Consider the following 23,259-nt stretch of genomic DNA (forward strand, 5'->3'; position numbering starts at 1 on the left):
GAAAAATGAAAAATACGATCCCCAAAGCTGCCTGCAGCAACCTCAAATTCACACTGGTCATCAGCGGCTGTGCCCTGCTCTGCGTCCTGGAACTTTCCGGCTGCAGCCGCACGCCCGGTGCGGAAAAACCCCGCGGTGCTGTGACCATCCAGATTACAAATGGAACCGATCCCGTTACGGAAGGTCAGGTCGATCTGGTCAATGAACAAACCGGAGAAGGTGGAGGCGGCACCTTGAACAGCGATGGAACAGCCAGCCTGGAGATGGTCGCACTCGGGACTTATACAGTCACCGTAAATCCCCCCCCACAGGAACCGGTCGTACCAGGGCAGGCTCCCCCTGCAGTTAAAAATTATGAAAACATCCCGACGCAGGTACGTAAAATCAATACCAGCCCTTTGAAGCTGAAAGTCAAATCGGGATCCAATGAGTTCGCCTTTGATCTCAAGCAGACGGACTAATCTGTTCGACCCCTCAATTCGGAGAACGCCTATATCTTTGCCAGACATGAGCCTGATTCCTGAGACTTGATCTATACGAATTGCGCGCCGCTATGTTATGCTGAAGCAAAGCAATATTCACTCGATCTCAAACATGGTTGCTGCACAGATCCAGAGAATCCTGAACGTAATTAAGCTTTCCGTCTTAATTTAAGACCATGCTTAATTATCAGGCAAAGACCTGAGACATCTGCTGTGTTTGTGCGCGGACCTTTCGCTTGCGAATTGAGAAGTAGAGTAATTTCATCATAGATTCAAGTTATCAACGATTACTTGCTTAATACGGCACGCAATCTGCTTAATTTGTATTTCATATATCAGATTTACAGCAATTCCGTCTTAAAAGGCTCGTTGAGGAATCGTCTAGATGAGGTTAGCTCCCTACCAGTACAGTGAAATTTTTGATGAGATGTTTGCCCCCGATGGATCTCCCCGCGCCAGTGGCAAACTGTTTGTAGAACGCCTGCAAACCCTCACAGAAGGTAGCCTGCAGCAACGCCAGAAAGCGGCAGACATATCACTTCAGAACATGGGGATCACTTTTAATGTCTACGGCCATGAAGCGGGTACCGAAAAAGTCTGGCCTTTTGATCTGCTTCCCCGGATTATCGATGCCGATGAATGGAAAACGATTGAAAGCGGTTTGAAGCAGCGAATCCATGCCTTAAATCTGTTTATCGATGATATCTATAACGAATGCAAAATCATCAAGGATGGAGCCGTTCCCGAAGAACTGGTCCAGACCTCTAAGACACTCCGTTCACAATGCAAAGGCTTTCATCCCCCCCAGGGAGTCTGGTGCCACATCACAGGCGTCGACCTGATTCGCGATCAGGATGGACAGATCTATGTTCTCGAAGACAATCTGAGATGCCCCTCTGGCGTTTCCTATGTCCTGGAAAACCGGGAACTGATGAAACGAACTTTTGCTCCGGTCTTCCAGGGGATGTCAGTCGCTCCCATTGAAGACTATAACGAACAGTTACTCAAAACGCTGCTGGACTGTGCGCCGGAAGGTGTGAACGATCCGACCGCGGTCGTGCTCACACCGGGCATCTACAACTCAGCCTATTTTGAACATACCTTTCTCGCCCAGCAGATGGGCGTCGAACTCGTACAGGGTCCCGACCTGGTTGTGGAAAACGGTTACGTTTTCATGAAAACCACCAAGGGACTGCGTCGAGTTGATGTGATCTATCGTCGCATTGACGATGACTTCCTGGATCCTAAAAATTTCCGACCTGATTCCGCATTAGGCGTCGATCACCTCATGGATGTCTGCCGGGCCGGGCGAGTCACACTGGCCAATGCCCCTGGTACCGGAGTGGCAGACGACAAAGCCGTCTATGCTTATGTGCCCGATATCATCAAATACTACCTGGGAGAAGAGGCGATTCTTCCCAACGTGCCGACCTTTCTATGTTCCGATGCCAAACAGCGTGAGCATGTGCTGGCCAATCTTGACAAACTTGTGGTGAAACCAACCAATGAATCCGGGGGTTACGGAATTCTGATGGGGCCGCATTCGTCTCAGGAAGAACGAGACAAAACCGCCGCCGCCATTCGTTCCAATCCGCGCGAGTGGATTGCGCAGCCAATGCTGAAACTGTCGACGGTCCCCACGCTGGTGGGTGATGAACTTCAACCACGGCACGTTGACCTGCGGCCATTTGTCCTCTGTGGTAAAGAAATTTATGTGATGCCGGGCGGATTAACACGTGTTGCCCTGCGGGAAGGATCGATGGTTGTCAATTCGTCACAAGGGGGTGGCAGTAAAGACACCTGGATCCTGCGTAATGGTCACTCTCAGACTGAGATAAACCATGCGGCAACTGCTCTGGAGAAATTTTGATGCTCAGTCGCGTTGCGAGTTCTGTTTACTGGTTAAGTCGTTATGTTGAGCGTGCTGAGAATGTGGCGCGGTTTATTGACGTGAATTATAATCTGACTCTCGGAGAATCCGATACCCTTGGCGACCAGTGGGCGCCCCTGGTTTATACCACCGGCGATCAGATCCCCTATGAGAAACGCTATGGCGCGCCGAACCGGGATCATGTTCTGAAGTTTCTGCTGTTCGATGAAAAAAATTCCAATTCCATTATCTCCTGTGTCTCCTACGCACGGGAGAATGCCAGAACGATTCGCGAAATCATTCCTGCTGTTATGTGGGAACAGCTCAATCAGTTTTATTTTATGGTACGTTCAGCAGCGACGAATCCTGCGACTCTGGATCAGCCTCAGGAATTCTGCGAACGTGTCAGACTGGCCAGTCACATGCTGGTAGGGGCCACAGAAGCAACCATGTCGCGCGGTGAAGCCTGGCATTTTTCACGCGTGGGACGGCTGATTGAACGAGCCGATAAAACATCGCGGATTGTCGATGTTCAATACTATATTTTACTGCCAGACGCCCGGGATGTCGGAAGTGCTCTGGACGTGGTTCGCTGGTCTGCCCTGTTACGGTCAGCCAGCGCTTTGGCCATGTATCGACGGCAATACGGGAAAATCACTCCCAACAGTGTTGCCAACTTTTTAATTCTGGATACCCAGTTCCCCCGGGCCATGCACTTCTGCGTGAGAAAAGCTCAGGAGTCGTTGCGTTGTATCACGGGGAGTCAAACCGGAACCTTTATCAATCTGGCAGAGCAGCGTATGGGCCTGTTGTGCTCCAATATGGATTACACCAGCGTCGAGGATATTATTCAGCAGGGATTGCACCAGTATATTGATGGCTTTCAAAAACAGTTGAACTCTGTCGGCAAAGCGATTCAGGAAGATTTCTTCACATCGCAGCAGAGTCAATCTCAGTCACAGAGCCAGACTGTCAATGAAAACAGCCAGTCTCAAACCAGTTGAGTACTCAGCTTTTATTTTCCTGCGTTTTTTATCCTTCTTCTATGATTGCCTGAACATCATGATCCGTGTCGCATTGAACCATAAGTCGATCTATCACTATGATCGTTACGTCGAGCTGGCTCCCCAACTGGTTCGCCTCCGTCCTGCTCCCCACTGCCGTACCCCCATTCGCAGTTACTCACTGCGAGTTACTCCCGTTCAGCATTTTGTCAACTGGCTGCAGGACCCGCATAGTAACCATCTGGCGCGACTCGTGTTCCCGGAAAAGACCAATATGCTGCAGGTCGAAATTGATCTGGTTGCCGAAATGACCGTGATCAACCCCTTCGACTTCTTCCTGGAACCCGAGGCAAGCGAATACCCGTTTGCATACGATCCCACCCTCAAAAAAGATCTCCTGCCATTTCTGGATACCATAGAACCAGGACCGGAATTCTCTGCTCTGCTGGACTCGATCGACCGTTCTAAAATCAAGACAATTGATTTTCTGGTCGGCATGAACCAACGCCTGCAGAACATGATCCGCTACGTCATCCGTATGGAACATGGCGTACAATCACCTGAAGCAACTCTGAAACTGGGCAGTGGCTCATGCCGAGACAGCGCCTGGCTGCTCGTGCAGGTGTTCCGACATCTGGGACTGGCAGCACGTTTTGTCTCCGGATACCTGATTCAATTGAAACCTGATATTGAATCGCTGGATGGCCCTTCCGGTGCTGCCGAAGATTTTACGGACCTGCATGCCTGGACCGAAGTCTTTCTGCCCGGCGCCGGCTGGATTGGCCTCGATCCGACTTCCGGATTATTTGCGGGTGAAGGACATATTCCTCTGGCGTGTACTCCGGAACCGCTCAACGCAGCACCGATCTCGGGAACTGTTGAAAAATGTGAAGTCACTTTCCATCACGAAATGTCGGTTTCACGCGTGCATGAAGACCCCCGGATCACCAAACCTTATACAGAAGAGGTCTGGAAACGGATTGACAGCATTGGACACCAGGTCGATGAAGCACTCCAAAAAGGAGACGTCCGCTTAACCATGGGGGGCGAACCGACGTTTGTTTCCATTGATGATATGGATGGGGACGAATGGAAAACAGCGGCTGTCGGCCCCACAAAAAGAGGACTCGCTGGAAATTTGATTGAACTGCTGCGGCAGCGTTTTGCCCCTCAAGGCATGATTCATTACGGTCAGGGCAAATGGTATCCCGGGGAATCATTGCCACGCTGGGCATTAACCTGTATGTGGCGAACCGACGGACAGCCGATCTGGAACGACCCCATGCTGCTGGCAGCGCCGGAAGAAAATTACGACCACGATATCGAACACGCGCAGCAGTTTGCGGCAACGCTGGCAAAACGTCTGGGACTCAAGCCTGAATACGTCGCCACCGCTTACGAAGATGCGATGTACTACATGTGGAAGGAACGCCGCCTGGCAGTAAATGCCGATGTGATGAATTCCGATCTGGTCGATGAAGAAGAACGTATTCGACTCGCCCGCGTCTTCGAACGCGGTCTGGGAGCCCCTGTCGGCTGTATGCTCCCCCTGATGCATCAATGGTGGCATGATAAACCCCGCTGGAAAAGTGGTGCCTGGCCCGTACGTTCAGAACAGCTGTTTTTAATTCCCGGCGATTCCCCCATGGGACTGCGTCTGCCTCTGGATTCGCTGCCGGCCGCCAAACCGGGTGAATATACTCCCTCACCGGTCGTCCCCTTCGAAGCCACCACTGATCTCCCCGAATATGATCAACTGCGACAGCAGTCTGCACAGCATCAAACCGCGCAGCATGTCACAGGTAACGTACAGCATCAGGTGCTGCAGCGGGTCGGCGCAGGGGGTGGATTTGATTCCCTTGATCAGGAACAGGAACCCGAAGCGGAAAATACACCCGTTGAACCGGATGTAATTCGCACGGCGATGTGCTTCGAAACGCGTGAAGGTGTCCTGCATATCTTTATGCCGCCTGTGGATCATCTGGAGAGCTACCTGGAACTGCTGGCGGAAATTGAACAGACGGCCGCCGAACTGGAAATCCCCGTCATTGTAGAAGGTTATCTGCCTCCGAATGACTACCGGCTCCAGCATATCAAAGCCACTCCTGATCCAGGTGTGATCGAAGTCAACGTGCATCCTGCCAAAAGCTGGCGGGAACTGGTGGATATCACATCCGGAGTCTATGAGGACGCACGTCAGTCTCGACTCGGCACAGAGCAGTTTGATCTGGATGGTACGCACAACGGAACCGGGGGAGGCAATCACTTTGTGATGGGCTCCTATACGCCGCATGACAGTCCATTTTTACGACGTCCGGATCTCTTAAAAAGCCTGCTCGCTTACTGGCATAACCATCCCTCATTGTCCTACTTCTTCTCAGGCCGCTTCATTGGTCCCACCAGTCAGGCGCCGCGTGTTGATGAGGGCCGCTGCGATGCGGTCTACGAACTTCAGATTGCTTTCGAACAGATTCCGGAAAAAGGTGAATGTCCACCATGGTTGGTCGACCGGGTGTTTCGACACCTGCTGGTTGACCTGACAGGTAATACACACCGGGCAGAATTCTGTATCGATAAGCTCTATTCACCCGATAGTGCTACCGGTCGGCTGGGTCTGGTGGAATTTCGCGGGTTTGAAATGCCGCCGCACTGGCAGATGAGTCTGACGCAACAACTTCTGTTGCGGGCACTGGTCGCCCGCTTCTGGAATGCACCCTATAAAATCGACCTGGTGGATTGGAACACCTCCATTCATGATCGCTGGCTGCTGCCCCATTTTATCCAGCAGGATTTCGAAGATATTATTTCAGAACTGAATGAGGAAGGTTTTGATCTGGACGCCAGCTGGTTCGGGCCACACTACGAATTTCGTTTTCCCCATATTGGAGAAATGCAATACCGGGGGATTCATGTAGAACTGAGAACGGCCATTGAGCCATGGTACGTTCTGGGTGAAGAACCCGCCGGCGGTGCGACCGCCCGTTACGTGGATTCTTCCGTGCAGCGTCTGCAGGTGAAGGCCCAGGGAATGTCCAACGGGCGTCACATTCTGCTGTGCAATGGACGTAAGATTCCCCTCCATGCTACCGGGACGGAAGGCGAATTTGTCGCCGGCGTCAGATACCGGGCCTGGCAGCCACCCAACTGCCTGCATCCGACAATTCCGGTCGATGAGCCTCTGGTTTTCGATCTGGTGGATACCTGGGTAAATCGTTCCATAGGGGGCTGTACGTACCATGTTGGACATCCTGGTGGACTCAATCCGGGAACTTTTCCGGTCAACGGTTACGAAGCAGAAAGCCGCCGCGCGGGTCGATTTTTCAAGATGGGACACACAGGAGGAACCAGTTCCATACCTGAAGATGAAAAAAATGCCATGTTTCCGCTGACACTTGATCTTCGCCGAAACCGAGGCATTGTGTAAGATTACTCCAACCGAGTATTGGGTTTAGAGAGGAACCGGTTCCTGCACTGTTGAAGATTTTTCACTCGCCTGACGACTGCATCCTGTCCGGATGCAGTCACGCCCACAATTGATCCATCGCATCACCTTTAGGAATACTGCAAATCGTGCCCACATCGCCGCTCTCTGTGAACAACATTTTCCAGGGCTATACTCCTCCCGGCGGAGCATACGATGAGTTCCTGCTGGACACAGGAGAACCACGCCTGCATGCGAAAAATTTTCTTGATACCGTTGTAAAAATAGGTCGCGAGGAATTCGAACATCGCTGGCAACAGGCACAACGAACCGTGCAGGCCAATGACTTCGCCTACAGCGGTGTGGTCACACCCAAAGACCAGCCCCGTCCCTGGGAACTGGACGCGATTCCCTTTCTGATTTCATCTGCCGAATGGAAGACGATCTCCACGGCCTTGAGACAACGGGCGCAACTGTTAAATCTCATATTGAAAGACCTGTTTGGAAAACAGACGCTGTTAAAAAATGGGGTACTGCCTGCAGAACTTGTGTATTCTCACCCCGGTTTTCTGCGTGCCTATCATCGGGAACAGCTGCGTAACGACTGTTTTCTGCACTTTTATGCCGCTGATCTGGCGCGCTCTCCTAATGGGGAATGGTGGGTGCTCGCCGACCGGACGGAAGCGGCTTCCGGGATTGGCTTCGCGCTGGAAAACCGGATTCTGACCTCGCGTATGTTTCCTGAACTCTTTCAACAATGTAATGTCGAACGGCTGGCGCCGTTTTTTATTGCTGCACAGGAAACACTCCGCAAGCTGACTCCCCAGAGTCTGGAGAATCCGCGTGTCGTGCTGCTCAGCCATGGTCCGACCAGCCCCAACTATTTTGAAGACGCGTACCTGGCGCGTTACCTGGGTTACACCCTCGTCGAAGGCGGGGATCTTGCCGTCCGAAAAAATCAGGTAATGTTGAAAACACTGGGTGGCCTGATTCCCGTTGATGTCATTTTCCGGCGTCAGAACAGTCGTGATTGTGACCCGCTGGAAATGAAATACTCAAACTCCCGGCTCGGCGTCTCCGGACTCAGCCAGTCGGCCCGCTCCGGCCAGGTTGGTATTGCCAATGCACTGGGCAGTGGTCTGATTGAATCCGTCGCCTTCATGGCGTTCATGCCTCGCCTGAGTAAAGCGCTATTGGGTACAGAATTACTCATGCCCGGCGTCGCTTCCTGGTGGTGTGGTGACCCGGAACAGTTGAGCTACGTCCTGAAGAATCTGGAGAAACTCACCATTTATCCCGCGTTTCGAATCCGCGGGAAAGACAATCCTTCGGTCGAATCTCTCAATCAGATGTCACCGAAGAAGTTGACGGAACTGATCAAGTCTCATCCTTCCGGATTTGCTGCTCAGGAGAAAGTCATCCGTTCCAGTGTTCCCGTCTGGCGGGGACAGATCCAGCCCGCGCACCTGTCGCTGCGTGCGTATGCTGTTTCCAGCGGTGACTCCTATACGGTGATGCAAGGCGCACTGGGGCGCACTTCAACCAGCCTCGATCCTCTGGAAGTCTCCATTCGCAAAGGGGAAGGCAGTAAAGATGTCTGGATTCTCTCAGATGAGCCTGTTGAACATATCACACTGTTGAATGAACAAGGCCGAACGATCTCACTTAAGCGGAGTGGTTCAGAATTACCCAGTCGCGCCGCAGATAATATTTTCTGGCTGGGGAGACAACTGGAACGGGCAGAAGCGCTGGCACGATTATTACGCAGCGCAGTCAATCGACTCAGTGGGGAAACGCGATCTACCAGTGACCTGGAAGTCCCGGTGCTCCTGCGCTGCCTCGCTGATCAGGGACAGATTGAACCGGGCTACGCCATTGATAAAATGCGAAACCAGTTGCCACCCATCGAGCATGTCCTGCCGACCGCAGTCTTCGATAAATCACAGTCCAGTTCACTGCGTTCGATCGTGGATGAACTGTTCCGACTGGGCTCGATTGTACGCGACCGGATTTCACTCGATACCTGGCGCATCATCCGCCGTATTGATAAAGGTTTCCAGCCCCCCGGTTACGGAACAACAAACCTGTCTGACGTGCTGACGATCACCGACGACCTTATTACCGAACTGGCTGCCTTCAGCGGGATCGTCATGGAAAGCATGACACGTACGCAGGCGTTTCGTTTCCTCGAACTGGGACGGCGTGTGGAGCGTTCACTGCAGATTATCAGCCTGGTCAAAAATTCGTTTGTGCCGATGCCTGAAGTCCAGAGCCCGATCTTCGAAACCGTTCTGGAAGTCGCCGACAGCCTGATGACTTACCGCTCCCGTTACCTGTCAAACCTGCAACTGGCGGCGGTACTCGATTTATTACTGACTGACGAATCGAATCCGCGATCACTGGTATTCCAGTTCATGCAACTGGCCAAACATGTGGAACGACTGCCGCGTAATCGTGAGTTACCCGGATACACTTCCGAGCAGAGACTCGTCATGACCCTGCTACATTCCGTGCGCATGCTGGATATTCAGGAAATAGCTGATACACACTGTCTGGGAGACTATGAACCCCTGGAAAAACTGTTTGAAACCTGGGACTATCAACTGCCGAAACTGTCGGAAGCGATTTCACATCGGTACCTTGTACACGCTGTTTCCTCTCATCAACTCTCAGACATCAGCCCGCAATGAAATACAAAATCACTCACACCACGAAGTATGCTTATTCCCAGGCGGTTCCGGTCTGCCACAATCTGGTGCATCTTGCGCCGCGGGCGTTACCCAGTCAGGTGTGCAACGAATTTCAATTGTTAATCCACCCGGAACCCTTCAATATCACGCACCGCAAGGACTATTTTGGAAACGACGTTTCGTATTTCTCGATCGATCAGGCTCACATGGGACTGAGCGTCACTGCAACAAGCGAGGTTTCTGTAATGGACGTTCCGCTGGTCACTGCTGCGGATACCCCACCCTGGGAAATCGTTGCTCAGCAACTCAAAGAGGAGCATACGGCAGGCGTACTCGACGCGTATCAGTTTATCTTCGATTCTCCAGGGGTGAAACTGTTTCCCGAGTTAACAGAATACGCGAAGATTTCCTTTCAGGAAAACCGCCCGATCCTGGAAGCAGTCCTGGAACTGACCGCCCGCATCAATAAAGAATTTAAATACGATCCCCGGGCCACGAATGTGAATACGGAGATCAGTGAAGTGTTTGAGAAACAGCATGGCGTCTGCCAGGACTTCGCGCATTTTCAGATCGGTTGTCTGCGTGCCCTGGGACTGGCAGCCCGCTATGTCAGCGGATATCTGAGAACCAATCCTCCACCCGGCAAACCGCGACTGGTCGGCGCTGATGCTTCCCATGCCTGGCTCTCTGTGTATTGCGGAGAGAAAGCAGGCTGGATTGACGTAGACCCCACGAATAACGTACAGACTTCAGCCGATCATATTACGGTTGCCTGGGGAAGAGACTATTACGATGTCTGTCCGATCCAGGGAACAATTGTCGGGGGAGGTGAACATCGCATGACGGTCTCTGTGGATGTTGCACCGGAAGAGCCTCAACCAGTCCCACCGGATACCAATGGCACTTAACATGAAATTCTCATGCCTTCATGATTTAAGCCCGGCCAAAGTCCCGCTGCTGGAACCAAACTGGTCCGACTCGACTCCCAGCCGCTGCAACATACTCACATAAAGATTGCATAACGGGGAATTCTGCTCACGATTGAACACCAGATGCTGACCATGCCGAAACCCACCTCCCGCCAGCAGGACAGGCAGATTAGTATTATCGTGTGTATTGGCGTCCCCCATATTACTGCCGTACAGAACCATCGTACTGTCCAGCAGCCCCCCCACTTCGCCTTGCACATCAGTCAGTCTCCCCAATAACTGTCGCAGGAGATTCATCTGTCGCCGGTCTGCTTTTTCCAGCTGGGCCAGATGATCGGGACGCATGCCATGATGACTGAGGGAATGATAACCCGTGCTGCTTTTTTCATCATTCTTTAATTGAAAGACAGGGGTCGCGAAGGCATCCACCATTAATGTGACGATCCGTGTTGAATCAGACTGCAGGGCAAGCGCTGCCATCAACAACATCTGCTCGAATTTATCAAACAGTAAGGCCCGATCGACAATATCCTGTGGAAGCTCCTGCTCGATCTTTGGTTTCGGGTTCTGTTCCCATTCGCCCGCCGTTACCAGTCTCTGTTCCAGTTCCCGGATCGAAGTAAAGTATTGATCGAGTCGCCTGCGATCATTCTGCCCCAGTGATTTACTGTAATTCTGGGTCGAATCTCTGACCGCATCGAGAATACTCTCCCGCCGTTTCAGTGCCTGCAGCCTCTGCTTCACTTTGGCATCGCTGCCTTGAATAAACATCTTGCGAAACAGGCGGGCGGGACTGTCTTCTGCAGGCAGCAATACGCCATCCCGGGTCCACGACAGACTCCGGTTCGCTTTGTCGATATTCACTCCCAGGTTCAACGTGGCAAACCGCGTCTGACGTCCGAGGTGTTCCGCCGCATATTGATCAAGTGAGATGCTATTACGAAACCCGCTACTCGTGGGATGTCGGGCGCCGGTCAGGAAACAGTTTTCGGTCGAATGCCCGCCTTCACACGCCGGATGCGACAGACCGCTGAAAACAGTGAAGTCCTTCGCATGCGTTTTCAGTTCATTCAGATAGGGAGACAGCTGATAATCCGTGCCCGACGTCTTCGGAAAGAACGGTCCAGGAAGTACACCCAGATTATTGGAGATCAACAGCATCCGCTGGGGCGTTGCATCGTTCTTTGAGGAAACGGACTTTGTTTGAGCCCCGCATTCCAGTAATGGTAACGCCAGCGTAACCCCTGCACCGCGTAGAAAATGGCGGCGGGTCAATGATGTTGTCGAACAGGTGAATTGATGATTTATCGTCATGGAATTCTCGTGAGTCAGGATATTGGCTTCTTCTAGAGCGCATCACATTTAACCATAGCGTCTCACAATCTATTCTACTCGGTCCAAATGGCCCTGGAGACGCTACAGTAAAACTGGACACAGTCTAATTCAATCAGTCTGCACACTCGCTTGCTGAGGAAGTGAACTCCCCAGAAATATCGGGCTGTGCACAACCGCTTCCAGCAGGTCGCGTGTGCGATAGTCCTGCGGCTGGCATTCGTTCAGAATCGCATCCACCACAGGTCGATCAGAGAACCGGACCGGAGTCCCCGTCGCATAAACGATCAATTGCTGCACCAGATTCCGTGCCAGCTGCCGCGGTTCTGCGACAAGCAGTTGTTTCAGTTCCTGAATATCTTGAAATGACCTCCCGTCAAGCAGCTGACCACGGGAATCGGTCGGACCAGCTACATAATAAGTGTAATCATGTCCGGCGCGATCAATGCCCGTCACTTTTTCGCCTTTTGCCAGACTGCGATAGCGGGTTCGAAACGCTCCCATGATATCAAAAGCTTCCAATGCAAAACCGACCGGGTCAAAACGGGCATGACAGGCGGCGCAAGCTGGATCCTTTGTATGCAGCGCCAGTTGCTGGCGGATCGTTGTAGCACCGCGGATGTCTGGTTCGACAGCAGGTACAGCTGGCGGCGGGGGCGGGGGAGGATCCCCCATAATCCGATCCATTATCCAGGCACCACGAATCACGGGAGAAGTCGAGGTCCCATTCGCGGTCACTTTTAAAATCGCAGCCTGCGTCAGTAATCCGCCATATAAACTTTCGTCAGGAAGAGAAACTTTTCGTATCTGTGAACCACTGACTGGCGGCAAACCGTAATGGCGAGCCAGCCGATCATTCACAAACACAAAGTCGGCATCAACCAGGGCAGTAACTGGGAGATTCTCCTCAAACATGGCTGTTACAAACGCACGCGTTTCCGCCGCCATCGATTCAATCAGATAATCATCAAACCGATATTCCGGATACAGTCGGCTGTCCGGTTCATCGCGGCGAATGTCTTTCAGTGAAAGCCAGTGATCAGTCAGATTGCTCACAAAGTTCTCTGCGGATTCAGAAACCAGTAATCGACGCGTCTGCTGTGTCAGAATCTTCTTATCTAACAGTTGCCCCTGCTCTGCAAGCTGAATTAACTCGGTATCGGGTCGCGTGTTCCCCAGGAAATGCGACAGACGTGAAGCGACAGCATACTGTCGCTGGGAAGAATCAGCCCGCGGTTCCGGTAGAAACAGAAACTGTCCCGAACACAGAAACGCGGTGTAACCGGTAAGTAATGCTTCTGCCAGCGGAGTACCTGACTGGATTTCGTCTGACACCATCTGTTCGTAGATTTTGATTACATCTTCAGGCGTCGGCTCACGCTCTGCCAGCTGAATAAAGCGTCGTAGCAGACGTTTCGCATCCTGCTCCGGTTGTGTTGAAATCAGTTCAACCGGTAACGTGCCTTTCTCTGCAACTCGAATCGGCAACGTTCCAAATAGCCGTTGATGCGAAGAGGGAGGCCATGTTTCAGAATCCAGAGGACCTGTAATTTCCAGCCATTGAAAGGCGACCCCTGGATGACCGCCGTCCGGCATCGGAGGAAAATCATAGTACAACGGCGCATTTGGAGGATTGATGGCGCGAGGAACCGGCAGTCCCAACAGACTGTACTCGAACGTTTCATTCTGTTTGAGACGGATCGTCGTTTCATAGAGATCGGCCTCTGGCTGTATATCAAAGGTATCTCCCGTTGCACGGACATCCCCTGAGACATCTGCACCAGAACGTTTTCGCGCACGAAAATTCATCGCAATCGAATGACTGGCCGGTCTGAGACTGAAATCCCTCAACTGCCTGACTGCGCGGGCAGAAAAGCGAATACGATAAGCCCCGGCTTCCCTGGCTCTGAAGACATCCGGATAACCGTAATACGGCCAGGAAGCAGAACGAAAAATTGCCAGCTCCATCTCGGGATCGTGTTGGTTCTCTTTACGCATCCGGGCCAGATCACCGCCCGACAGCGGAACCATCTGGGAATCCTTCGCATAGAACATCGCTTCGCGGCCACCATATGTCTGAGCGGTCAGAAACATCCGCGTCGCAGGCAGACGATGATGCGCCTGTTGCCGTGGTTCCATTCCTGAGGCGACCGACTGACGCAACGCCTGATCGGCGGCATCCAGATACGCGTCGAGCTGAATCCGGGACATGTCCAGCACTTCTGAGACTTTATTGCAATGGTCCTGCTCTCGATCCTGAGGCAGCAGATCGCGAATATCCAGATGCGGCAGCGACAGCACATCGCGTAGATTCTGTTCATACTCGTCACGCGTCAGTCGACGTAACGGCCCCCGCCCCAGGAGCGCCACCTCAGCGGCATCCGCAGTCTGCAGTGAATGAGACAACGCTTTCAGCAGGATCTCACGATCCGCTTGAGCCAGATCATTCTGATCGGGCGGCATCTCTCCCGCAGCAATCCGGTCGTTTACTTGAATCCAGCGCTGGCGCAGTCGTTGATCATCCAGTTTCCAACTGAGTTGCTGCAGATTCAACCGCCCTTCTGCAAGATCGTCATTATGACAGTCGAAGCAGGTTTTCTGCAGTAACTGTCGGATAGTAGCTTCCGCGTCTGAAACAGACTTTTCTGCAGACTGCGCAGCACCTCCAGATAAAATCGGAAGTAACAGGCACAGAAGCGGTAAATAGACTACGAACTTCCCTTGCCTGCAATCAGGACGATCCTTCGCTGGAATATGACACAATGAAGGTGAGATCGATTTCTCCTCGTGTTGGCTCCTGTTTAGAATGACTCGTAAACCCATCTATCACTTCCCCGACTTTTGAGCGTTTGAGTCCAATTCGAAGTCTAACTTTACATTCTCAGCAGGTTTGACATTGGCCTTCAACTGACTGTTTTCATTATAGATCGCAGGGAGATACTGTTCGGTCTCCATGATATCGTACTTCTGGTATGGTTTTCCTGTCCAGCGGGAAGCATGAATTTCAACACGTTTCTCCCCTACTGGTACAGTGACAACATACTCGCCGTCTTGAATTTTTCCTTGTGCAGAGTGTGTCGTATTATCTGCAGAAATAAAGGTGATCGTCCCCTCGGGAAGTGGTTCTCCATCTAATTTAATGAAACCACTGACTTCCGACTCATGGGAACTGGTTCCCTGAAAACATCCCGGTAGTAACAAAATTATCAAAAATATAAAAAAGACATATCTCATTGTTTGCCCCTGTCACATATACCGTACTTCGCATCCCCCCTGGTTGAAATCACTTTCATTGACAGCGCCAAAATGAATTTTGCTCATACCAATCGGCTTGAAAGAAAGATCAATCAGAGATGCTCCCGAGCTTCCTGCGACACATATCGCAGTGAAACGGTGACATCAGTCGGTTAAAATTCTCCGATCACTTCCTGACCGGCACGGGTCCCCAATGACTGAAAGGTAGCACGATCAATATTTTCAGAGATAAAACGGACTGCACCATCTGCCAGTAAACCATGCACACCACCTACATGATAGCTGCGTGCAAAAGTGCGACTGTTTGCTGTACTGTCAGCGCCACATGGGGCATGGGGGATATCCGAGCAGGCAATTAATACATCGCCGACATTCGGATTGGGTGTTTCCAATGTCGTGAAAAAAGTTCCCATACAGCGCGGGTTCATTAGTCGGCCGCGCACATCGTGCTTGGATTGATCTGCAGACAAAATCAGCTCACTGGCCATGAGTGTCATCGACGCACCATCTGTGATATCGCGGAGCTTAGTGCGTGAACGTGAATAAAACAGACCGTTCAGTGGAGTATAACTTCCAGCAGCCCCAAAATGAGTTGATCCAGCGCAGACCGCATAATTTCCATGAAAACCCTGTGATCCACTACTGGAAGGATTGGTCTGGCCATAAGTAATATTCTTGGGGCCGGCGGGATCACTGGGACACATCATCATGGCAACCACCGAATCTTTTTTACTCCAGTAAATGGCGCCCGTTCGTGCTGGATTTTTCTGCTCTTCCATAAAAACGTTGTACAGAGAACCTTGTTCGATGTACGGCAGAATCATGGGATACCAGCCTGTATTATCTGTCGCAGGACGAGGCGAGCCCGGTAAATCACCATTGGTGGGATTAATCATCCCGAAAGGAAACACTTGAAATGTTTCGTGATAATTATGCATCGCCAGCCCCAGTTGCTTGAGATTGTTTTTGCACTGGCTGCGTCGGGCCGCCTCTCTTGCCTGCTGAACCGCAGGGAGTAACAGGGCTATCAGGATGGCGATAATCGCGATCACCACCAGCAATTCAATGAGCGTAAAACCTCGAGTGCGGCGAAACATGAGCGACTCCTATTTTAAAAAAAGAATTTGAACTCCAGCAGTCCCTACTAAGAACAGAATAAAAAGGATAGGAGCTGCCTGTAGTGAAGTGAATTGATCTATCTGAAATGAAAATAAAATTCAGGTTGCTCAAGTATTAAGAATGAATGTTTTCCGACTCAGAAATACCATGGATAAAGATGCCTTCGACGGCGCGTTCACAGGTCGCCTGCAGATGCCGGGCCATGGCCGCGGCAGCCACATCCTGCTCACGGCGGAGCAAGGCTTCCAGAACCTGCAGGTGTTCTTCCAGAATCTGATCCAGATATAATTCGGAATCTTTCAGCAACACGCGCACCATATGCATCAGGCGATCATAACGGTTCAGTTCCGCCTTCAAACGTTTGATGCCAGCTGCATTCACAATGGCGGTGTGCGTTCTTTTATCAATGTCGGAACAGAGCACTGTCCACTGATCATTGCGCGTGGCCTGCTGCAAGGTCCGTGTCTCTGCTAGTAGTTGTTCGATTTCTTTCAGGTCACTGCACTCACAGGCACAGCGGGCTGACTCGACTTCCAGGATTCGGCGGACATGATACATCTCACGTATTTCCGGTATACCAAACGGAGCGACCACCGCCCCCCGGTTAGGAAACAGTTCTACAACGCCAATCCCGGTCAGCTCAACAATGGCCTCACGAACCGGCGTACTGCTCACGCCATACTGCTTCGCCAGATGCTGTACCTTCAGTCGGGTTCCCGCTGGGTACTTACCCGTAAAGATCGACAGCAGAATCTGGCTGAAAATGTCCAGCCTGAGTGAGCTGACCGGCAAAGGATGGCTCGAGAGAGATGTTGTCACATTCATAGACAGTCTCCTGAATATTTCCGATGTGAGAAACCTGATCAGCAATTCAAATGCGAATCGGACCACAAACTCTCACCAACTAGACATAATGCATTATGCATAATATATAATATCTAAAACTGAGATGTCAATGTTGAAATAGAATTTGAGGGGTTTAATCAGCTGTGCGAGGACCAGTAATCCTCGTTTTCAGGCTTGATTCAGCGGGAAATACCATCCCTGGCGGGCTCAGAAGCAATGATCCCCCAGCGTAGAACCTGATTTTACAAGGAAGAGAGCTTGAGTTCGACCAGGCAAAACGGGGGGAGTCAGTCAGACAAGCTCAGGCAGCTTTGGAACGGGTAGTCTGTACCTGGGTTTTGGCGGGCTGAGCTTCAGCATGCAAAGCCAGTTGAACTGCTTTCTTCTTCATCCGTTTGCGACGGCCAAAGCGATGTGCCAGATCCAGCGACCAGGGAGCGATTCGATTCAGGTAATACAGGACATAGGACACCCAGCCGACCAGACATAATCCCTGATCAGCATAGATGGCTTTAATGGTTCGCTGCGCGACCTGTTGGGGAGTCGTACAAACCCAGCGTGGAGGAATCGGTGTTTTTTTCCCTTCACGACCACAGGGAGCAGACTCGAATAACCGTGTGGTCACGGGGCCAGGGCAGATAGATGAAACGCCTAACCCCTGGCGACTGTATTCTGCCCGCAAGGCTTCGCTGAAGCCCTGCAGGGCAAACTTACTGACCTGATAGGCGCTGAAGCGTGCACCGGCAACCAGACCACAAATACTGGAAACATTCACAATATGTGCTTCCGGGCGATTCAACAACAGCGGTAGAAATTCGCGCGTAATCTGAATGGGTGCGTGTAAATTAATCGCCAGCAACCAGTCCCACTGCTCTGCTGACATCGTATGTGTCGGCCCATAAAAGGCCACGCCTGCGTTATTGACCAGCAGATCGAGTTCTCCCCAGGTATCAATCAGATACTGAACCTCAGCAGAAATCTGTTGGGAATCTGTCAGATCGCAGATGCGGCTGTTGACTTCCACTCCGACCAGAGAAGCCGTTTCCGCTGTATCCTTTAGACCAGCTTCATCAATATCCCAGAGAAAGAGATTAACACCTTCCGCAGCCAGTTGCAGCGCGATTTCACGACCGATTCCCGATGCAGCTCCGGTGACTAAACCCTTTTTACCAAATAAATTCTGCATCTTGTCTCACTCCTCTGACTGGTCTGAAAGCTACCCGCGCTGGGAGTGTATGACATACTGTAAAATGGGTAAAGGCGGTTCCCGTCGATTGCAATAGAAGAAGGGTAAGTCTCATGCTCGCAGGTACATTGATCGATTTTGCTGCAAAAGAACTCTCAGAAAACCCCAGATCAGCTACTCGTTGATTGCCGAATCGTCTTCAATCACTTCGTGCAGTTGTTTGAGCACAAAATGAGGCTCCAGATCCATCTGGCGACAGACATATTCGAGCGATTTACCCTGACAGGACTGGTCAATTCCCAGAGAATCAAGCACGCATTGCACTTCCGGGTATTCGATCACCCACTCAGTCACACTGGATTCCAGTCCCAGATTTGTCATATCGTGCCATCCATTGAAATACAGTTCCGAAAAGTCACATCCGAAATCATAACTGAACCGGATCAAAATCAAACAGGAGCATTGTCAGACCTGCAGTGCATCACGTTTTTCCTGGATCATCTTAATATGATGGGGGATATGATGAGTAATTCGCTCCAGTAAACTGGCAACACTCACTTCGCCATCATGCGAATGCAGGCCCGTTCGCTGGAGCTGTTCTTCGCTGAGAGTTTTCAGAATGCGGGCCATATTCTGACGCACGACTGCAATTAGCTGCAACTCCTCATCCATATCCCGTTGGTCATATGCCAGACGTTTTGCAAACAGATTGTGATCGGCGCCTGGCAGCGGCGGATGATCTTCCGCGATAATCCATTTCATCCGATCAGCATACACTGGTTGAAAATCAGCAATATGACAGACCACCTGTCGCGTGGACCATTTTCCGGGAATCGGGGCCGCGTCCAGATCTGCAGCAGACATGCCTTCAATGGCACAACGCAGCGCTTCCGGTCCCGCCAGGTATTCTTCAATGCGCGTGGAGATTTTCATGCTTGACCCGAGCCAGGAAAAATGAAAGTGAAACTCTGTCTGACATTCTTAAAGTCAGACAGAACTGATGTCTTCATTATCCTGTATCAGCACCGGAACTTCAAGCGGTTACCGATCTCAATGGAGTAGGAACAATAGAAAGTCGCTTACTGCTTTCGAGACGGACGTGGTCCACGTCCGCCGCCCGTCAGTTCCGATTTGCCGATCCCCCCTTTGATCGTCCCGTCAGGATTCTCTTCAGCGGTTTTCCCCAGAACAATATCGAAGTTGGCAGCCAGTTCACCCAGTTTTGAATCCGGCAGTGGTTTGAAATCAACCAGAATCGATTTGCGCTGCTCCGGATTTCTGATCTGCCGATAGACGCCATCTTCTGCGTTGAGTTCATGGCCGTTGATCAACAACTGGGTGGTTAAAATCCGCTGCCCGTTCTTACTGACGGCAACATGGATATGCGGCGTGCGAAATCCACGCCCGGCCCGATAGGGAACCGGCTTGATCGTCCGGAAGAAATACTGCCCTTTGGAGTCGGTCATAAAACGACCATACCCCTGAAAGTTGCCATCGCGGCCCTCTTTGTTTTCGCCACGCGTGTGGAGATAAGAGGCTTTACTGTCCACCTGCCAGATTTCCACGAATGCATTCCGCAGCGGCTGCCCTTTCGCATCCAGAACCTTGCCCCCCAGGTACGTAATTTCACCCACGGCTGGCGTAAGTGAATCATTGATAATCAGCAAATCATTATCGGTATCGAGTGGCATTTTATCCGGGTAAAATGGGCCTTCCGTCATCGCGGGTGTGCGGATCAATTCTTCCGCCATCAACCCCGGAGTCGTCAACGCCGCCACACTGAAGGCAGACCATTTTAAAAAGTTCCGTCGCTTTAAATCCGATAGAGAGCTGCTCATCACATCATTCCTGTCTGCTGCGAGTGAAATAAGTTTACCCATAAACCATCTTACCATTTAACCACGACCTGAGAAGATGGTTTCGCAGAAAACAGTTTATTAAAGCATCATTCGGCAGAATCAAAATGGTGTAGTCATGGCGTCCATGAGGTCAATATCGAAGGTATTGGGAATTGTCACCAGCAGGGTATTGTGGCCATCATCATCGAATTTGATGGAATTTCCCGGCATATCACCGGCATTCTTTTTAATCAACACCACGTTCTTATCCCGAATCAGGAAAAAATGTTCCTTAAGACCGTCTTCGCAGATGGTCACAAACATCAGCACCCCTTTTTTCAGTTTGACAGACTGTACCCGGGAAAAGAGTGTCGTCTTGGCGCGAGGATGTTTCGCCGACTGAAATTCAGCATGATCATTGGTCAGCAGCTCCCTATCCCCAGCTTGATTTCCCTCACTCAAAAAAAACAGTGAAATACAAAACAGAATGATAATGATCGATGATGCGGTCGTGAGTAGATCTTTCACTTGAGCCAACTCCCGCTTTCGGTGCCCGCGAAAGCTCATGCATGAAATTCTATTGTTACTTCTCAGAAAGAGATGACAAATCACTTTCTCTGAACTTATCTGTTAGACAGCTATATGATGTCAGCAGGTGCAGTTTTTGTTCCTCGATTTTTACTTTTTTTAACAATCTGCAGTAAGTCGCTGCACTCGCTTGGATTGGCTTCTGCAGCGTACATTCAGTCCTTCGTCGGTTTGCAATCATTATTGTCCGAAAATTGAAGATTTGACCAAATCGCCGCCCGAAATCTGCCAGACCTACTCAGTACCTCGTGTGAAACTGGTAGAAACCACTAGTGGAGTGTCATTTTTATAATTTGGGTTGATAGATATCACGAGAGTGCGACAACGGAGCCCGTAAACAACACCCCCAGCCCTCAATTTGTAGCTTGATAGAGCACTGGGACGATTCGCAAATTCATTTGAAAATCTCCTGCCCTTCGGATTCCCCGTAAACTACTCTCGCTTCCCGCTCTCTGTTAAGATAAACCGACAAAACCTTGATTAAGGAATTTCGTTTCGAACAGAAACGTGATTCACATACCCCAAAGTTGATCTTCTGATAAGGAACTGCACCTTGAAAACCTACCACCCCTATTCAAGCCTAGCGCTGCTGACCTGCCTTTGCGTCACACTTGGCAGCAGCACTCTGACGTTCGCTGAACCCACAAAAGCACAACAGGCCTCGATCAGCCGGGCCAGCAGAGAAATGGCGGCGGCCGCCAAACGCTTTCTGGCATCCCTTCCCGAGGAACAACGTAAAGCAGCCACCTTCAAACTGGACAGCAAAGAACGTGACAGCTGGTACTTCATTCCCGACTTCGCCATCAAGGAAGATAAACGCACCGGTCTGCCCATGACTAAGATGACACCTCAGCAACAGATTTTCGCAGTCACACTGCCTGCCACCGCGCTCTCCCATCGGGGCTTTTTGGAAATGAACTCCATCCGCGCGCTGGAGCATGTCCTCTTCGAACTGGAAGGCAAAGACTACCGGAACCCCGAACTCTACTACGTCTCGATCTTCGGCAAACCCGATTCCAAAGGGACCTGGGGCTGGCGGTTTGAAGGGCATCACCTGTCTGTGAATGTCACCATTGTCGATGGCAAAAAATTCTCAGTCACTCCTTCCTTCTTCGGCTCCAACCCCGCAACCGTCAAGCAGGGGCCGCTGAAAGGTGTCGAAGTCCTCAAGGAAGAACAGCAACTGGCGTTGAACCTCGTCAAATCGTTCAATCCCGATCAGTTGGCCATCGCCACCATCGACACAGCCGCCGTCGATAAAAAACTGCTGGCAAAAAGTGTGATCAAAGAAGTCCTGACCACCGATGATCCAGTCGTCGACAAAGGTCTGATTCAGCATAAAGGCATTCAGTACGCCGACCTCGACCCCAAACAGCAGAAAATGCTTCTGCGTCTGGTCAACGCCTACCTGGGTCGTTTCCGCCCCGAACTGCTCAAGGGAACCCGCTACCTGGGCAACCTCCGCGATGGCGACCACCTTTACTTCGCCTGGAGTGGCGGCCAGAAGCGGGGTGAATTCCATTACTACCGCATTCAGTCTAAGGTTTTCCTGATTGAATTCGCCAACACCCAGAACGACGCCAATCACGTCCACGCGGTCTTCCGCGAATTCGACGGCGATTTCGGTCGCGACCTGCTCAAAGAGCATTTTAAGCAGCATCAGAAATAATTCTGAAAGCAAGATGACCAGCAACAGGCCCGATGAGCAACCTTCATCGGGCCTGTTTTCTTTTCAGAGGGAAAACCGGCTTCTGCAAATATTTTGTAGACTGGTTCCGCTCCAACAGTTACTTTACAGGGATGGACAATATCTCCCGAGATCCCGGTCAGCTACAGAACTCCAGGGAAAACATCCCTGGAGCGACCGCTGACACTTCAGCCCCCCAACCCCGGCAGTTCGGCCGCTGGATTCGTAACATCATTCTGATCACACTGGGTCTCCTGTTCCTGTTCTACTTTCCGGTGATCAGTGAAACCTATTTTCGTTGCGCGATCTGTGGCATGAACCATACCGAAAAACGGGTTACCGCTTTCGGCTGGCTCATTTCAGCATGGGAGCGACCGAATGAATCCAGTGACTGGTATCAGGCGAATGTAGAACCAGTTCATCAGCATGTCTGGGTCCGTGGTACTTGTGCTGAAGGCAAAAGCGTTTTCGGCCAGACAGTATTAATGCAGCAAGTCTCCTCTCTTGCCTCGGGACCGTTCAGCTGGCTGTATCTGGGTAATTTCAAACTTATAGAATTCTATAAAGAAAGTCCGGACCCGGCTCGAGCCCGTGCTCTACTGCTGAAGCTGGCGTACTTTGAACCTGAAGGCTCCTCTGAAAGGAAAGTACAAGATGAAATCTTTTCACGATTGTGGGAATGGAGAAGCAATGGAATGCAAGCCCCTTGGCCGTTCGATGAGGGGGAGTTCCTGAGCCTAGATCAACCGACCAATCCAGATAATCCTCCATCCACGCCAGATTGAACAGACTTAATTTGTCTGTCAAACAGATCGGCCGAGACATGATATTTTACTGAGAAATTTCCAGAATTTTCATTTCCCAAACGAACCTGTTCAACCTTCTAAAGCTCATCACATTTAACCATAGCGTCTGTCGATCTAGTATACTCGGTTCAAATAGTCTTGGAGACGCTACAGTAAAACTGGACACAGTCTGACCGTCCGCATACACACATCAACCTCAATCCACG

The 23,259-nt window shown here is 51.2% G+C and carries 18 protein-coding genes; 8 read left to right on the forward strand and 10 right to left on the reverse strand.

Annotation, left to right across the window (positions count from 1 at the left end):
* Positions 1 to 5: 5 nt before the first annotated feature.
* The 6 genes from Pan161_RS20540 (at position 6) to Pan161_RS20565 (ending at position 10,375) form a co-directional block, all read left to right on the forward strand.
* Positions 6 to 461 carry a hypothetical protein gene (locus tag Pan161_RS20540; RefSeq protein ID WP_145230369.1) on the forward strand — a complete coding sequence of 152 codons (456 nt, stop codon included), beginning with the start codon at positions 6 to 8 and terminating at the stop codon, positions 459 to 461.
* Positions 462 to 867: 406 nt separating this feature from the next.
* Complete coding sequence (locus Pan161_RS20545) at positions 868 to 2,352, forward strand: circularly permuted type 2 ATP-grasp protein (RefSeq protein ID WP_145230371.1); 1,485 nt, start codon at positions 868 to 870, stop codon at positions 2,350 to 2,352.
* Positions 2,352 to 3,356, forward strand: a complete 1,005-nt coding sequence (locus Pan161_RS20550; RefSeq protein WP_145230373.1) for an alpha-E domain-containing protein — start codon at positions 2,352 to 2,354, stop codon at positions 3,354 to 3,356. The genes Pan161_RS20545 and Pan161_RS20550 overlap by 1 nt, the downstream gene beginning before the upstream one ends.
* Before the next feature lie 58 nt (positions 3,357 to 3,414).
* Complete coding sequence (locus tag Pan161_RS20555; RefSeq protein WP_197995916.1) at positions 3,415 to 6,780, forward strand: transglutaminase family protein; 3,366 nt, start codon at positions 3,415 to 3,417, stop codon at positions 6,778 to 6,780.
* Positions 6,781 to 6,926: 146 nt separating this feature from the next.
* Positions 6,927 to 9,467: a circularly permuted type 2 ATP-grasp protein gene (locus Pan161_RS20560; RefSeq protein ID WP_197995438.1), complete on the forward strand. Its 2,541-nt coding sequence runs from the start codon at positions 6,927 to 6,929 to the stop codon at positions 9,465 to 9,467.
* Positions 9,464 to 10,375 carry a transglutaminase family protein gene (locus Pan161_RS20565; RefSeq protein ID WP_145230377.1) on the forward strand — a complete coding sequence of 304 codons (912 nt, stop codon included), beginning with the start codon at positions 9,464 to 9,466 and terminating at the stop codon, positions 10,373 to 10,375. Before Pan161_RS20560 ends, Pan161_RS20565 begins: the two co-directional genes overlap by 4 nt.
* Before the next feature lie 18 nt (positions 10,376 to 10,393).
* Here Pan161_RS20565 and Pan161_RS20570 read toward each other — a convergent pair whose 3' ends face one another.
* The 10 genes from Pan161_RS20570 to Pan161_RS20615 all read right to left on the reverse strand — a co-directional run bounded on the left by Pan161_RS20570 (position 10,394) and on the right by Pan161_RS20615 (position 20,500).
* A complete protein-coding gene (locus Pan161_RS20570; protein WP_145230379.1) occupies positions 10,394 to 11,710 on the reverse strand; it encodes a DUF1552 domain-containing protein in 1,317 nt (438 codons plus the stop codon).
* Positions 11,711 to 11,839: 129 nt separating this feature from the next.
* Positions 11,840 to 14,551 (reverse strand): DUF1592 domain-containing protein, encoded by a 2,712-nt coding sequence (locus tag Pan161_RS20575; RefSeq protein ID WP_145230381.1) that lies wholly within the window; start codon positions 14,549 to 14,551, stop codon positions 11,840 to 11,842.
* Between the two features lie 3 nt (positions 14,552 to 14,554).
* Complete coding sequence (locus Pan161_RS20580; protein ID WP_145230383.1) at positions 14,555 to 14,962, reverse strand: hypothetical protein; 408 nt, start codon at positions 14,960 to 14,962, stop codon at positions 14,555 to 14,557.
* 173 nt (positions 14,963 to 15,135) lie between these two features.
* Positions 15,136 to 16,080 carry a DUF1559 domain-containing protein gene (locus tag Pan161_RS20585; protein WP_145230385.1) on the reverse strand — a complete coding sequence of 315 codons (945 nt, stop codon included), beginning with the start codon at positions 16,078 to 16,080 and terminating at the stop codon, positions 15,136 to 15,138.
* Positions 16,081 to 16,216: 136 nt separating this feature from the next.
* Positions 16,217 to 16,927: a GntR family transcriptional regulator gene (locus Pan161_RS20590; protein ID WP_145230387.1), complete on the reverse strand. Its 711-nt coding sequence runs from the start codon at positions 16,925 to 16,927 to the stop codon at positions 16,217 to 16,219.
* Positions 16,928 to 17,249: 322 nt separating this feature from the next.
* Positions 17,250 to 18,134, reverse strand: a complete 885-nt coding sequence (locus Pan161_RS20595; protein WP_232103357.1) for an SDR family NAD(P)-dependent oxidoreductase — start codon at positions 18,132 to 18,134, stop codon at positions 17,250 to 17,252.
* A 174-nt stretch (positions 18,135 to 18,308) separates the two neighbouring features.
* Positions 18,309 to 18,515: a hypothetical protein gene (locus Pan161_RS20600; RefSeq protein ID WP_145230389.1), complete on the reverse strand. Its 207-nt coding sequence runs from the start codon at positions 18,513 to 18,515 to the stop codon at positions 18,309 to 18,311.
* Between the two features lie 84 nt (positions 18,516 to 18,599).
* Positions 18,600 to 19,067 (reverse strand): DinB family protein, encoded by a 468-nt coding sequence (locus tag Pan161_RS20605; protein ID WP_145230391.1) that lies wholly within the window; start codon positions 19,065 to 19,067, stop codon positions 18,600 to 18,602.
* A 146-nt stretch (positions 19,068 to 19,213) separates the two neighbouring features.
* Positions 19,214 to 19,972: a dioxygenase family protein gene (locus Pan161_RS20610; protein ID WP_145230393.1), complete on the reverse strand. Its 759-nt coding sequence runs from the start codon at positions 19,970 to 19,972 to the stop codon at positions 19,214 to 19,216.
* 120 nt (positions 19,973 to 20,092) lie between these two features.
* Complete coding sequence (locus Pan161_RS20615) at positions 20,093 to 20,500, reverse strand: hypothetical protein (RefSeq protein ID WP_145230395.1); 408 nt, start codon at positions 20,498 to 20,500, stop codon at positions 20,093 to 20,095.
* Between the two features lie 613 nt (positions 20,501 to 21,113).
* Between Pan161_RS20615 and Pan161_RS20620 the strand changes: the two genes are divergently transcribed.
* The gene (locus Pan161_RS20620; protein WP_145230397.1) at positions 21,114 to 22,229 is read left to right on the forward strand and encodes a DUF3500 domain-containing protein; all 1,116 of its coding nucleotides are present in this window, start codon (positions 21,114 to 21,116) and stop codon (positions 22,227 to 22,229) included.
* A gap of 32 nt (positions 22,230 to 22,261) precedes the next feature.
* Positions 22,262 to 23,032, forward strand: a complete 771-nt coding sequence (locus Pan161_RS20625; protein ID WP_145230399.1) for a hypothetical protein — start codon at positions 22,262 to 22,264, stop codon at positions 23,030 to 23,032.
* Positions 23,033 to 23,259: the final 227 nt, after the last annotated feature.

Source organism: Gimesia algae (assembly GCF_007746795.1).
Classification (GTDB): domain Bacteria; phylum Planctomycetota; class Planctomycetia; order Planctomycetales; family Planctomycetaceae; genus Gimesia; species Gimesia algae.